Source organism: Paenibacillus soyae, assembly GCF_024623455.1.
Lineage (GTDB): Bacteria > Bacillota > Bacilli > Paenibacillales > Paenibacillaceae > Pristimantibacillus > Pristimantibacillus soyae.
On the sequence record NZ_JANIPJ010000017.1, the window covers coordinates 17867 to 31935 of the forward strand.

Annotated in this window: 11 protein-coding genes; 9 read left to right on the forward strand and 2 right to left on the reverse strand. The window is 55.9% G+C overall.

Annotation, left to right across the window (positions count from 1 at the left end; all coding sequences use genetic code 11):
* Positions 1 to 22: 22 nt before the first annotated feature.
* The 8 genes from NQZ67_RS21155 to sigJ all read left to right on the forward strand — a co-directional run bounded on the left by NQZ67_RS21155 (position 23) and on the right by sigJ (position 10853).
* Positions 23 to 1105, forward strand: a complete 1083-nt coding sequence (locus NQZ67_RS21155; protein ID WP_257449803.1) for a tetratricopeptide repeat-containing glycosyltransferase family 2 protein — start codon at positions 23 to 25, stop codon at positions 1103 to 1105.
* Entirely contained in the window at positions 1092 to 3359 is a 2268-nt protein-coding gene (locus NQZ67_RS21160) for an FkbM family methyltransferase (RefSeq protein WP_257449804.1), read from the forward strand. Before NQZ67_RS21155 ends, NQZ67_RS21160 begins: the two co-directional genes overlap by 14 nt.
* A gap of 204 nt (positions 3360 to 3563) precedes the next feature.
* A complete protein-coding gene (locus NQZ67_RS21165) occupies positions 3564 to 4538 on the forward strand; it encodes an iron-hydroxamate ABC transporter substrate-binding protein (protein WP_257449805.1) in 975 nt (324 codons plus the stop codon).
* Positions 4539 to 4736: 198 nt separating this feature from the next.
* Positions 4737 to 5621: an AraC family transcriptional regulator gene (locus NQZ67_RS21170; protein WP_257449806.1), complete on the forward strand. Its 885-nt coding sequence runs from the start codon at positions 4737 to 4739 to the stop codon at positions 5619 to 5621.
* A gap of 119 nt (positions 5622 to 5740) precedes the next feature.
* On the forward strand, positions 5741 to 6841 hold the full coding sequence (locus tag NQZ67_RS21175; protein ID WP_257449807.1) for a metallophosphoesterase: 1101 nt from the start codon (positions 5741 to 5743) through the stop codon (positions 6839 to 6841).
* A gap of 265 nt (positions 6842 to 7106) precedes the next feature.
* Positions 7107 to 8618: a vWA domain-containing protein gene (locus NQZ67_RS21180; protein ID WP_257449808.1), complete on the forward strand. Its 1512-nt coding sequence runs from the start codon at positions 7107 to 7109 to the stop codon at positions 8616 to 8618.
* Between the two features lie 83 nt (positions 8619 to 8701).
* Positions 8702 to 10006 carry a phytoene desaturase family protein gene (locus NQZ67_RS21185; RefSeq protein ID WP_257449809.1) on the forward strand — a complete coding sequence of 435 codons (1305 nt, stop codon included), beginning with the start codon at positions 8702 to 8704 and terminating at the stop codon, positions 10004 to 10006.
* Positions 9984 to 10853: an RNA polymerase sigma factor SigJ gene (gene sigJ, locus NQZ67_RS21190; protein ID WP_257449811.1), complete on the forward strand. Its 870-nt coding sequence runs from the start codon at positions 9984 to 9986 to the stop codon at positions 10851 to 10853. Before NQZ67_RS21185 ends, sigJ begins: the two co-directional genes overlap by 23 nt.
* Before the next feature lie 164 nt (positions 10854 to 11017).
* Here the strand turns inward: sigJ and NQZ67_RS21195 are convergent, their stop codons facing one another.
* The gene (locus NQZ67_RS21195; RefSeq protein ID WP_257449812.1) at positions 11018 to 11989 is read right to left on the reverse strand and encodes a glycoside hydrolase family 43 protein; all 972 of its coding nucleotides are present in this window, start codon (positions 11987 to 11989) and stop codon (positions 11018 to 11020) included.
* Between the two features lie 215 nt (positions 11990 to 12204).
* Between NQZ67_RS21195 and NQZ67_RS21200 the strand changes: the two genes are divergently transcribed.
* Positions 12205 to 13374, forward strand: a complete 1170-nt coding sequence (locus NQZ67_RS21200) for a GGDEF domain-containing protein (RefSeq protein ID WP_257449814.1) — start codon at positions 12205 to 12207, stop codon at positions 13372 to 13374.
* 51 nt (positions 13375 to 13425) lie between these two features.
* On the opposite strand, the gene NQZ67_RS21205 is transcribed toward NQZ67_RS21200, so the two are convergent.
* Positions 13426 to 14007: an NAD(P)H-dependent oxidoreductase gene (locus NQZ67_RS21205; RefSeq protein WP_257449815.1), complete on the reverse strand. Its 582-nt coding sequence runs from the start codon at positions 14005 to 14007 to the stop codon at positions 13426 to 13428.
* Between the last annotated feature and the right edge of the window lie 62 nt (positions 14008 to 14069).

Below are 14069 nucleotides of genomic sequence, written 5' to 3' on the forward strand. Positions count from 1 at the left end.
GGACGGGGGAATCCTATTAGGCATGGTATCCATTACGCTCTGCCTCATCGTCAGAAACGAACAATCCGCCTTGGGCAACTGCCTTGAATCCGTGAAGGATGCGGTCGACGAGATCGTCATCGTCGATACGGGCTCCACGGACGACACCAGAGCATTAGCGGGCCGCTACACCAATAACGTGTACGATTTCGAATGGATCGACGATTTCGCCGCGGCCCGCAACTTCTGCTTCAGTCTTGCGACTAGCGATTATATCCTTTGGCTGGACGCCGACGACGTGCTGCTCGAGGAGGACCGGAGGAAGCTGCTCCGTCTCAAATCGGAGCTCGATCCGGCAGTTGACGCGATCTCCATGATCTACCATTACGCGTTCGACGAATACGGCAACGTAACGCTGAGTCTTAGGCGCAATCGGCTGGTCAAGCGGGCGAACGGGTTCCGCTGGCATGGCCCGGTGCACGAATATTTGGCCGTCTCCGGCCGCGTCATGAACAGCGATATCGTCGTGACGCACCGGAGAACACACGGACAATCCGCAAGAAATTTGACGATATTCGAGAACAGGAAGGGCCGGGGAGAGATCTTCTCTCCCCGCGACCTGTATTATTACGCCAACGAGCTTCTGGATCACGGGATGTGGGAGAGGGCGGCAGCCGAATACGAAAGCTTTCTTCGGACGGGACAAGGCTGGGCCGAGGACGCGATCTCCGCCTGCGTCAAGCTGTCCGACATCTACGAGCGCTTGATGCTCCCCGAGAAGCAGCTCGCTTCGCTCTGGCGATCCTTCGATTACGGCGAACCCCGGGCGGAAAGCTGCTGCCGGCTAGGCGCTTATTTTCTGTCGAGAAGCCGGACGGAGGAAGCCGCGTTCTGGTACCGGCTCGCGACGAGGCTCGAGAAGCCGAAGGACTGCCTGGGCTTTCTTCACGACGCTTACTGGACTTGGGTGCCGCATCTGCAGCTGTGCCTCTGCTACTCCCGGGCAGGGGATTTCGCCAAAGCCTATTTCCACAATGAAATGGCGGGCCGCTACCGTCCGGACGATCCGCACGTGCGTCATAACCGAACGTACTTGGAAGGGATGTTGCGCAATGAAGCCTTATAATTCCTCTACTCGCCGGCTGACGATCGTCCAGGTCGCTCCCGACTACTACCCGGTGCCTCCCCCGGCTTACGGAGGGATTGAACGGGTCGTTCACGCGCTGACGGAGCGTCTTGTCCGGATGGGACACCACGTCGTCCTCTTCGCTCCGGCCGGCAGCGTCACCTCCGCGGAGCTGATCCCTTACGAGCATGGACCGGGTGATCCTGACGCGATAAGAGACTTCGTGCTTCGTTCGCTTCCGGCCGATGCGGACATCGTCCACGATCATACGCATGCGTCCATAATAGGCCGGCTGAGGCTTCCGATCCCGACCGTTTGCACGCTGCATGCGGCCGTGAACAACGGGGTCGATCTTCCGGTGTACATCAGCAACAGCTCGCTGAATACGGCCGGAAGAGGCGCAGGGGAATTCATTTATAACGGCATCGATCCGAATCAATTTGATTATGCGGAGCGGAAGGACGATTACCTGCTATATATGGGCGTCATGAGTCCGCATAAGGGCGTCCATCACGCGATTGGGATCGCGGAGCGAACCGGGCTGAGGCTGGTGCTGGCAGGGCCCGTTTTCGGCGAAGCCTATTTTCAGTCGGAGATCCAGCCCGCGCTGGAACGAAATCCGAATATCGAATTTGTCGGAGAAGTGGGAGGAGAAACCAAGCGGAGGCTTCTGCGGGACGCGCGCTGCATGCTGTTCCCTACTTGCTGCGAGGAGGCGTTCGGACTCGTCATGATCGAAGCGATGATCAGCGGGACGCCCGTTCTCGCTCTCGCGAACGGAGCCGTGCCGGAGGTTCTGGCGGGATTTCCGGAGCTGGTGTGCCGCGATGTAGAGCAAATGGAGGAGAAGACGCGGCTCGGGGCGTTCCCGGCGGCAGCCGACCTCCGCTCCTATGTTATGGGGCGCTTTACGGATGAGATTATGGCGCGGCAGTACGACAAATTATTCCTGCGGCTAGCGGAGCTCCACGATCCGCCTGCGTCGGGCATCGAGAAGTGGAAGGAAAACGGGCGCAGGGATATGGCGCTCCAACTATGCGATTCCATTCTGGGGCGGGAAGCCTCTTCCATAGACGAGAAGCTGCATGCGTGCAACGCGGCGGCGGAGCTATGCAGGGAGGCGGGCGATAGGAGTCAAGAGAAAGCGTACGTGTTCCGCTCGTTCGAGTTCGCCGTACCGCGCGCCGAGTTTTGCTGCAGGCTGGGCTATCTCCTCCTTGAGGAGCAGGAATACGCCAAAGCCGCTTATTGGTACCGGCTCGCGACCCGCATCGAGCCTCCGCCCTCCAAGGAAGGCTTCTATTTCGAGTCCTGCTGGACGTGGCTTCCCCATATACAGCTATGTATCTGCCATTATCATCTGAACGATATCGAGCAGTCGTACCGGCATAACGAAATTGCCCGGAGCCTCATCCCCGATAATCCGTACGTCCTTTACAATCAGTCGTTTCTGAAGCCGCTGATCGCGGCTTCCGCTGGGGAGGTTCCGGAATCGCGCGGGCATATTGCCGAGCTGGAAGGACCGGAGAACAACGTATTCCGCCTTCGGCTGCATTTGCCCGGGTTTATAGAGGAGACGATAAGGGACCGAGGCGCCTGGGAGCCGGGCCTTATCCGGCTGCTAAGGCGACATATGCGCGCGGGCGGCGTGTTCGCGGATATCGGCGCGAATATCGGATACCACGCTCTATATATGGCCAGCCTGGGATCGGACTTCCAGTGCGTGGCCGTCGAGCCTCATCCCGATATCTTTAACCAGCTGGAGGAGAACGCGAGACTGAACGGTTTTTCGAACGTGACGCTGCTGAACTGCGCGATAGGCCATACCAGCGGTCCCATCGGATTCTATCGGCAGCCTATGTCCGCGTATAACCGCGGATTGTCCGGGACGATGGCCGGCGCGATCGCGCAGGCGGAGGACGCGGCTTGCGTCGAGGTCGCGTCTATGACGCTGGATGAGGCGTTGACCGGCGATCAGAAGAGGCGAACGAACGTCATTAAGATCGATACGCAAGGCTCCGAGTACGAGGTACTGCAAGGAGCGGAGGAGACGATCCGGCTTTCGCGGCCGATAATCGCCTTCGAGTATCATGCCTACGGATCCCGTCCGCTCGAGGATATTATCGGGCTGCTCGCCGGTTATACCATTTACAAGCTTCAGGCTTGGACGGGAGAGCTTCGAGGAATGGACGAACAGGATCCCGAAGGGTTCGAGCAGGATTATGTCTGTTTCCCGGATGGTACCGCGCCGTAGTGTCCGGAAGTCGACAAAAGGCGTCGGGCTGTTTGCAAAAAGCCGCTTTCTTGTAAAGCGGCTTTTTCGCGTGCGGAAATCACTAAATGTTTTGCTTTCGAAAGCTATTGACAAGAAGCGGCGGAATCATTATAGTAAGGAATGTCATGAAACTGATAATCATTTTCATTAACGAAACCATAGGTGAAAAAGGGGATAGACCACATGAAGAAGGCATTTATACCGTTCATTCTTATGCTTGTGCTCATCGTCAGCGCATGCGGCAATAACGCCGCCAATCAGGCGCCGAGCAGCGAGCCTTCGAAGGCGGAAAGCGCGAACGGCGCGAACTCGGGCAATAGCGCAAACTCGGGCAAGGATGCGACGGGGACGGTAACCTACGAATCGCAATCCGGTTCTATTGAAATTCCCGCGAACCCGCAGCGAATCGTCGCTTTGACGAACGCGCCGAACATTCTGTCCCTGGATGGAACGCTCGTCGGCGTAGACGAATGGACGAAGAAGAACCCGCTGTTCACGGATAAGCTGGCGAACGTGGAGACGGTATCCGATGCGGATCTGGAGAAAATCATCGAGCTCGATCCGGATTTGATCGTTGCGGGAGATTACATGCAGAATCTCGATAAGCTGGCGGACATCGCTCCGACGATCGTGTATACGTGGGGCAAATTGGATTACCTGCAGCAGCAGCTCGAAATCGGCAAAGTGTTGAACAAGGAAGAAGAAGCTCAAAGCTGGATCGACGATTTCACGGCCCGCGCGAAAGCGGCGGGAGAAGAAATCAAAGCGCATATCGGCGCGGAAGCTACCGTATCCGTATTCGAATACGACATGAAGAGCTTCTACGTCTTCGGCAACAACTGGGCGCGCGGCACGGAAATTTTGTACCAGGCGATGGGCTTGAACATGACGGACAAAGTGAAGCAGGACGCGCTTGGACCCGGCTATCACACCTTGTCGCTCGAAGTCGTGCCGGAATATGCGGGAGATTACATCGTGCTCAGCAAAAACAAGGAAGGCGACAGCACGTTCCTCGAGTCCGAAACGTGGAAAAACATCTCTGCCGTGAAAAACGGACGCGTCATCGAGGTGGATACGGAAGCGGTCACGTACAGCGATCCGATCTCGCTCGAGTACATGCTGGATATTTTCCATAAGCAATTCCTGGCTACTAAGTAAAGGCGGAGCAAACGTTTCGCGGCATCAATAGCACCGCGGGAACTGTCGACGATAGTCGGCAGTTTTTTGCGTGGCGCGGCCTTTCACGGGAATAGGGTATCGTAAGAGTACAGGTAATCCGGCAGAATCGGACTCTGAAATGTCGGAAGCGCTTCGAATGACCATGGTATCTTGGAGAAGAAAGGAGATGACGGTAGCATGCTTGAGCATTTGAACCGCGCATTGGACTATATCGAACAACATTTGACCGAGGAAATCGACGTGGCGGAGGCCGCGAAGCTCGCCTATTGCTCGGAGTTTCATTTCAAGCGGATGTTTTCGTTCCTGTCGGGCATTCCGCTCTCGGAATACGTGAGGCGCAGACGTCTTACTTTGGCTGCTCTCGAGCTTCTTGATCCCGGGATGCGCGTAATCGACGTCGCCGTGAAGTATGGGTATCAGTCCCCGGATTCCTTCACGCGGGCGTTCCAGCAGCTTCACGGCTTGACGCCGACCGAAGCGAGGGAGAAGGGACAGATGCTTCAAGCCTACCCGCGCATGACCTTTCAATTAACGATTCGAGGAGGACATGGCATGAAATTTCGTTTGGTAGAGAAAGAACCGTTCCGCATTGCGGGATTAATGAAGAGGGTCCGCATTCAATTCGAGGGCGTCAATCCGGAGATCGCGTCCATGTGGCAGAGCTTGGACGAGGCGAAAATCCTCGCGATCAAAAGCTTGTCTGACATGGAGCCGGGCGGTATCATCAGCGCTTCGACGAATTTCTCCGAGGGACGGATGGAGGAGAAAGGGGAGCTTGATCATTATATCGGAGCGGCAACATCGAAGGCCGCGATACCGGATGGGATGGCCGTGCTGGACGTGGCCGCATCGACGTGGGCTGTATTCGAAGCGGTGGGACCGTTCCCGCAGACGCTGCAGGAAGTTTGGGGACGTATCTATTCCGAATGGTTCCCCTCCTCCGGGTATGAGCAGACGGAGGGGCCCGAGCTGCTGTGGAACGAATCGAAGGATACGTCGTCGCCGGCTTACCGGAGCGAGATTTGGATCCCGGTTAGGAAAAGTCCGGTAAGACCTTCTTAACGGGAGCAGGAACACGCCGATATGGCGTGTTTCTTTTTTGCGGACATTGGGAATGACGGAATTTTTGAAGAGAGCGCTCCGATGATATAATGGTAGGCAGCACAGAATGGGAGGATATCATGTTTATTGTCATCGGACTGGTCTTTTTGCTTTTGTACGCCCTCATCGTCTTCTATATCGGCTGGAGCGGCTGGCGTTGGATGAAGCCCGCGGTTTCGAAGAGGTTTCGCGTTTTTTATGTCGTCGCGCTTGTTTTCCTCGCGTGTTCGTTCATCCTTGCGAGGGTGTTCGCGGGTTCGGTCGTTCTGAGCGTCATCGGTTCATATTGGCTGGCCGCGTTCAGCCTGCTCGTTATGCTGCTCCCCATCGCGCATCTCGCGATGTGGCTGTTCCGTCTCTCGCCGCTTCCCCGGCATGCCGTTCACAAATGGGGAGGCGTCGTCACGCTCGCATTGCTAATTGCCCTGATGGCCTACGGCAGCTTCAATGCCTACAACCCTTATGTCAGAACATACGACATTAAGATGGACAAGCAAGGGCCCGAAAGCGGGACGCTGAACGTCGTGATGGCTTCGGACATGCACTTCGGCTATTTGTCGGGCAAACGGCACGCGGTCCGGATGGTCGAGGAGATCAATGAGCTGAAGCCCGATATCGTCTTGTTCCCGGGCGATATTATCGACGACGATATCGTACCGTACAAAGAGAAAGGAATTGGCGGCGTCTTGGCGGGCATCGAGGCGAAATACGGCGTATACGCGTCTCTCGGCAATCACGATCGATTCGACGGCGAGATGCGGGAGCTGATCGATCTGCTGGAAGAGAGCGGCATGAACGTGCTGTATGACGAGTCGATCGAAGTGGACGGCTGGCTGACGATCATCGGCCGCAAGGATCACAGCGACACGGCGCGAGCCGAATTGGCTTCGCTCACGGAAGGCATCGATCCGGTGAAGCCGCTGCTTCTGCTCGATCATCAGCCGCTCGGCTTCGACATCGCTCAGCAGCTTGGCGTCGATCTCGTCGTGTCCGGCCATACCCACCACGGCCAGATCGCCCCGGGCAACCTTATCACGGAACGGTTGTTCGAGAACGACTGGGGCTATTTGCGGAAGGACCAGCTCCATTCGATCGTCTCTTCAGGCTATGGCTTCTGGGGACCGCCGATCCGGATCGGCTCGCGCTCCGAAATCGTGCAAATCCATATTTCGTTTTCGTGATGTTTTATCGAAGCTCCCTGCATGACACCTCCTAGCTTCGGAGGTGTTTTTTTTGTGTATATGTAGGCGGTAATTTTGTTCTCCAGCCAGTACTATCTGAACTTGGTACTATTTGGCGCGGACAAGCTCGCTTATGATGGAGGAACAGCTTGGTCGAAACATAATAGAAATATTTTTGTAACACAAATGCAACATTTAGGGAAAATCTGGTGTCTATTATGAAGGAATGCCAGAGGATTCGAAGATTCGAAAAGGGGGACTTACGATGAAGAATATGAAAAGGGTATGGCCGTTTTTGGCGGCGGCAAGCTTGTTATTCGCAGGGTGCAGCAGCTCGGGCAACGACGCGGCGAACTATAACGACGGCGGGAACGCGTCATCCGCCGAGACCGCGTCATCCGCCGAGTACGATCGCGCGCCTGTGCAACAGGAGCAGGAGCAGCGGGAAGATGTGTACTTCCAGGATTACGGCACCCATCCTTTCGTCTCGGCGGAAGAAGATTCGTTATCCACCTTCGCTATCGACGTTGATACGGGAGCGTATACGATCGCGCGAAGCTACATCGAGAATGGAAGCCTGCCGCCCGCTGAGGCCGTCCGTATCGAGGAGTACGTCAATGCCTTCGATATGGGCTACGAGCCGCCGGCGCAGGATACGTTCGCGATCCACGTCGACACCGGAGCCTCCCCCTTCGAAGAAGACGATTACGAGCTGGTGCGAATCGGCATCAAAGGCAAAGAGGTGGACGCCGAGGAGCGTCAGCGGGCGAATTTGACGTTCGTTATCGACATCTCCGGCTCCATGGATCAGGAGAACCGGATCGGATTGGTTCAGCGCAGCCTCGAGACGCTGATCGGTCAATTGAACGATGACGACCGAGTCGGAATCGTGGCTTACGGGTCTACGGCGCGGGAGCTGCTGCCGCCGACGGAGGTGGCGAACCGCTATGACATTCTGGAGGCTCTATATGGCATCGAGATTGAAGGGGCGACCAATGTAGAGGAAGGGCTGCTGCTCGGGTATGAGATGGCGGAAGAAGGGTTCGATCCGGACGCGATCAACCGCATCATCTTGTGCTCGGACGGCGTCGCGAACGTCGGCGAGACGGGGCCGGAAGGCATTTTGGAGCAAATTGAGGAATATGCGGAGCAGCGCATTTATTTGAGCACGTTCGGCTTCGGCATGGACAATTACAACGACGTGCTTATGGAGCAGCTCGCGGATAACGGAGACGGCGCCTACGCTTATATCGACGATATGGCGGAGGCCAAGAAGGTGTTTCGCACGCAATTGACCGGCACGCTGCAGACGATCGCTCGGGATGCCAAAATTCAAGTGGACTTTGACTCCGCCAAGGTGGAGGAATACCGGCTGCTGGGCTACGAGAACCGCGCCGTCGCGGATGAGGACTTCCGCGATAATCGCGTTGATGGCGGCGAGGTCGGAGCGGGCCACTCCGTTACGGCACTGTACGCGGTGAAGCTGAAGCAGGAAGCGGAAGGCGAGCTGGGCCATGTGACGATCCGATTCCAGAGCCCGGAAGATAACCGCGAGCAACGGGAGCTTAGCGCGCCGATCCGTCTGTCCGGCAAGCTGTCCGACGAAACCTTGTTTCTGGCTGCGGTGGCGAAATTCGCGGATGTGCTCAAAGCGAGCGAGCCGGAAGATATGGCCAGTCTTCGCGAAATCCGAAGCGTGGCCCTTCAATCGGCCGAAGGGGAGGAGCAGGAAGCGTTCGTCGAGCTGTTGGAGCAGGCGATGAAGCTGCGGGGATAAATTTTTTGGAATGCGCCTGAATCCTGTCACAAACGCAAACCCTCGCCCGTCATACCTGCAAACAACCGAAAGGGATGATAGGCATGGAGAAAGCGGAAGTAGTGATCGTAGGCGGAGGAATCGCGGGATTAACGGCGGCGGTGTATGCGGCAAGAGCCGGGAAGCGGACGGTCGTGATCGAGAAGCAGCAGCGGCTCGGAGGGCGCGCCGTCACGAACGAGAAGAACGGCGTTTCGTTTAATCTGGGCGGCCACGCTCTATATGACAGCGACGCGATGGCGACGTTCCGGGATATGGGACTGACGCTGCGGGGGAAGAAGCCGTCCATCGACGCGCACGGCATTTGGAAGGGCAAGCTGCACGTGCTGCCGACAGGGCCGGCTTCCTTGCTGACGACGCCGCTCATTGGCTTGCGAGGCAAGATCGAATTCGGGGCGTGGCTGACCAAGCTCGGAAGGATGAATCCAAGCGACTTCGACGGAATCAGCCTCAGAGAGTGGGTGGAGGGCAACGTCAAAGATCCGATGGTCCGGCATGTCTTCTATTCTCTGCTTCGGACGACCAGCTATGTCATGGCGCCGGACCTGCAAACCGCCGGGCCGGTTCTCAGACAATTCAAAGCCGCGCTTCAAGGCGTATTGTACGTGGACGAAGGCTGGGGCTCGATCGTTAGGGAGCTGGAACAGACCGCTTCTAAGCTCGGCGTGCGCTTTCTTACCAAGAGCAAGGCGGTCGAAGTCAATCACGAGGACGGGGCCGTCAGGTTTGTCCGCTGCGAGGATGGAACGTTAATCATGGCCGACGCCGTTATACTGGCCGCGCCGCCCGCCGCAGCCCACGAGATGGTGCCACATGCCGAAGCGACGTCGCTCCGCGTCTGGAAGGAGCAGGCGATCGAAGTAACGGTGGCCTGTCTCGACGTTGCGCTGAGGAAGCTCCCGAAGCCGAAGCAGCAATTCGTATACGGCATCGACCAACCTGTGTTCTTAACGGATCAATCGCGGGCAGCACGGTTAAGCAAGAACGGCGAGCATGTCGTCTGCGTCATCAAATATCAGGGGGCCGACTCGGATCCCGCGGACGACTTGCGCGAGCTGGAGGGTACGCTTGATTTAGTGCAGCCTGGCTGGAGGGACGAACTTGCCGCAAAGCAATTTCTTCCGCGGATTGCCGTCTGCGGAGATTTCCCGCACGTGAAGCGCAGGGAGCAGCCAGGCCCCGCCGTTCCGGAAATCGCCGGCTTATATGTTGCAGGGGATTGGGCGTCCCATGGCGAAATATTGGTTGATGCTTCCACGGCAAGCGCCAAACGAGCCGTGAGTCATCTTTTAGCCAGAAGCAAGGGAATCGGAAGGACGGCAAATAATGAGCATAGAGTCGTTATATGAGCAATATCGAACCGGTCTGTTCGCGCTCGCTTACCGCATGACGGGCAGCGTCATGGACGCGGAGGACATCGTGCAGGACGCGTTTCTCGCTTACGGTCAGAAAACCGATATGGAGAAGGTAGAGAACGAGAGAGCGTACTTGTACAAAATCGTGACGAACCGCTGTCTAGACTTGCTGCGTTCGTCGTCGAAGAAGAGAGAGCTTTACGTAGGCCCCTGGCTGCCCGAACCGCTTCTGGGCGATTGGAAGGAAGAAGGCGATCCTTCCGAGCTGTATTTGCGTCGCGAAACGATTACGACGGCCTATCTGCTGCTCCTTCAGCAGATGAATGCCGTGGAACGGGCGATATTCGTGCTTCGCGAATTGTTCGGCTATTCGTATGAGGAGATTGCCGACATGGTCGGCAAAAGCAGCCCCAACTGCAGGCAAATATTCCATCGCGCCCAGAAGAGCATGCAATTCGATCCCGAACAATTGCCTACGGTTTCGGTCGCGGAAGCTTATATCTCGCAGTTCGCGCTGGCGGTTGCGCAAGGCAACACCGAGAAGCTGCTGGAGCTCGTCAGCGATAAAGTCGTTATGCTGTCGGACGGCGGGGGCAAGGTCATGGCGGCTCAGATACCTATTGTCGGTTTCGCCAAGGTGCTCGGACTGCTTCGTAATTTGATTAGTATGTACGATGGAAAATATACCTATGCGTTTCAGCAGGTAAACGGATTGCCGGGCATGCGGTTTACGATTGACGGTCAACGTCCGTATGTGTATTCCTTTGATATAAGGGAAGGGAAAATTCAGGCGATTTACGTCGTGGCGAATCCGGATAAAGTGAAGCATATTCCGCTATAAAGAATCATGGAGCAGCCCATAACCGGGCTGCTTTATTTTTCACATGTGATTGTCGAATTAAACAGGGATATGTCGATTGTTGTCGAACTAATATCAATCATCATTTAATAATCCACAACAACAAGACAGGCAGCCGGCAATTGGTTTGCCGGCTGCCTGTCCCATTATTCGCCGTACGGATCGATGGTTACGATCGTGCCGTCTTCGTTGTATTTCAGCTCGGTGAATTTAACCGATCGTTTGTTGTCGGCGCCGCCGGACAAGGAGCTGTCATGGTAGAACAAATACCATTTGCCGTCGAATTCCACAATGGAATGATGGGTCGTCCAGCCGAGCACCGGGTTGAGGATCGTGCCTTTGAACGTGAACGGCCCCGCGGGGTTCTCGCCGACAGCGTATACGATTTTATGCGTCGTGCCGGTGGAGTAAGACAAATAATAGAGTCCGTTATACTTGTGCATCCACGGTCCTTCGAAATATCGGCGGTCTTCATCGCCGGCCAAGATCGGTTCGCCGTTCTCGTCGAGAATCGATATTTCCTGAGGAGCTTGCTTAAACGTCAGCATATCATCGTTCAGCTCGGCGACTATCGGACCCAAGGCCGGAGCATCCGCGGCAGGTCCTTCGGCGTCCGGAGCGAAGCTGCCGGTCTGCCATTTCTCCAGCTGTCCGCCCCACAGTCCGCCGAAGTACATGTACGCCTTGTCACCATCCAGAAAGACGGCGGGATCGATGCTGAAGCTGCCGGGAATGTAGCTTGACTCCGCTTTGAACGGTCCGGCAGGCGATGCGCTCGTTGCTACGCCGATCCGGAAGATGTTATCATGATCCCGTGCCGGGAAGAATAAGTAATATTGATTGTTCCTGTACGCGGCATCCGGCGCCCATAGCTGCTGCTTAGCCCATGGAACGTCTCTCAGGTGGAGCGCTTCCCCATGGTCCACGCACGGCCCGTCCGGAGTGTCCATGGATAGAACGTGGTAATCCTCCATATCGTATTGATCTCCGTTGTCGTTGGACTGCATCTCATGATCCAAATCATGGGAAGGATAAATGTAAATTTTGCCTTCGTATACGTGCGCGGATGGATCTGCGGTATAAATATGTGTCACTAAAGGTTCGTTCTGCTTCGGCATGTTCGTTCTCCTTTCGGTTCGCGCCGCTTATGAATGCGCGTCGTTCTTATTGTAGCAAATAATTCCGTCCAATAAACCCCGTCAAAGTATGGTTTGGGCTATAAAAACTATACGAGTTTCGGCAATCAACCAGAGGGGAGCGTCTTGTCATTTCCAAAACGGTATTTACTAGCTTTTTGATCCTATTACTGGTTATCGCGGGTGGATTTGCGGTTATGTCTTATCCGTCCTTCTTTCCGGTCACGCCGTTTATGGCGAAGGTGCTCGGCACCTATTGGTTGTTCTCCTTCCTCTATTATCATCTTCGGATATCGAGCAAGAAAGGCAGCACCTCGATTGAATACGGCATCAACTATAACGTTTCTCTTGTCATGTTCGCGGGGCCTTTCGGGTTAATGCTCTTCGAAACCGTTTTCCGGGCATTCGTTTACGGATACAAGAAGCTGACGAAAACCGAGGAGCCGATGGAGGGCGCCCACGCGTTTTACAATGTAGGCTCCTTCTCGCTGCAAGGCATCGCCGCGTATTATTTGTTCCAAGCTCTTATCCCCTACGCGAAGGGCGAATTCGTGAGCTACTGGCTTCTGATGATCGGAATCATCGTCGTGACGGCGGTACTGTCGGATTTGTTCCTGATCATCGTGTTCACCTGCCTTGGCGACATCAAGACGTTGAAGGACGTTTATTCCTTCGTCAAATCGCGAAGCTTGCTGGATTTGGCGAAGACGGCTCTATCCAACGGGTTGCTGATTCTGTTCCTCTACGAAAATAACTGGACGGCCGTATTCGGCTTGTTCCTTCTTAATTATCTGGTCAGCCAGTCGTACCTGATCAAAGCGCAAAGCGTGAAGGATCGGGACGAACGGGACAAATACGAGCAGATGGCGTACACCGACTTCCTGACGGGCGTTCAGAACCGCGCTTATTTGGATGCGAAGCTGAAGGAGTGGAAGGAGTCGGACGAGCCGTTCGGCATTATCGTGACGGACATCGATAAATTCAAGTCGATCAATGATTCCTATAATCATCATGTCGGCGACCGGGTGATCCAGCATTTCGCCATGACGCTCAAGCAGCATCTAAGGAGCGGCGATGTGCTGATTCGCAGCGGAGGAGAGGAGTTTCTGATTTTCCTAAGGCAGCGCAGCCATGAACAATGCCTGGCGATAGCCGAGGAGATTAGGGCGGAGGCGGAGCGAACGCCGGTCAAGGCGGAATACGGAGACCGGACCGCGGAGGTTCGATATACCGCTTCGTTCGGGCTCTACTATAGTCCGAACCGGGACGCGGTTTCGCTGGAGAAAAGCTGCGTCATGGCCGATCAGCTGCTGCTCCAGGCCAAGCAGGAGGGCAGAAATCGCGTCGTGGCAAGCGAAGGCGTTTAATCGGAAGGCAGGCAGCCCGCGATGCGAATCGCGGGCTGCCTGCCTTGGGAGTCAAGCGAGCTTGGAGCCTAGCCGATGGATTCGATCCAGCCATTTGGCCCGCTGCTCCTGGGTGGACGGCTTGACGGGACCGATCTCCGTGAGACGGATCGGCTTGATGCCGCAGAACTTCAGGATATTGCGCTTCATGACGTTATGGCCCGCATGCTTGTAGATCCATCGGTTGTACCAGGACGGCGTATCCATCGTCACGATAAGATGCGCCGTCCTGTCGGAGAGGAGCTTATCCCAAAGGCTCGAGTTCTCGCGGTACTTGAACGCGAAGCCCGGCAGGAACACGCGGTCAATGAAGCCCTTCAGCACGGCGGGCATGGAGCCCCACCAGGTCGGGTAGACGAACACGAGATGGTCGGCCCACTTGATGAGCCGCTGCGCTTCCAGCAGATCCGCCTCGAGCTCGGTTCTTTGGCGGAACCCGTATTTCAAATTCGGATTGAAGCCGATCTCGCTAAGGTCGATCGTTTTCACCTCGGCGCCGCGGCTCAACGCTCCTTCGCGATAGGCGCCTGCAAGCGCGGCGCAATAGCTATGCGGATCGGGATGCCCGTTTATAATGACGATTTTCGTTTTCATTCGCAAATTCCTCCTATATGATAGTGAGATAGAGAACTATCATTAGCATAAATGGATTCCGC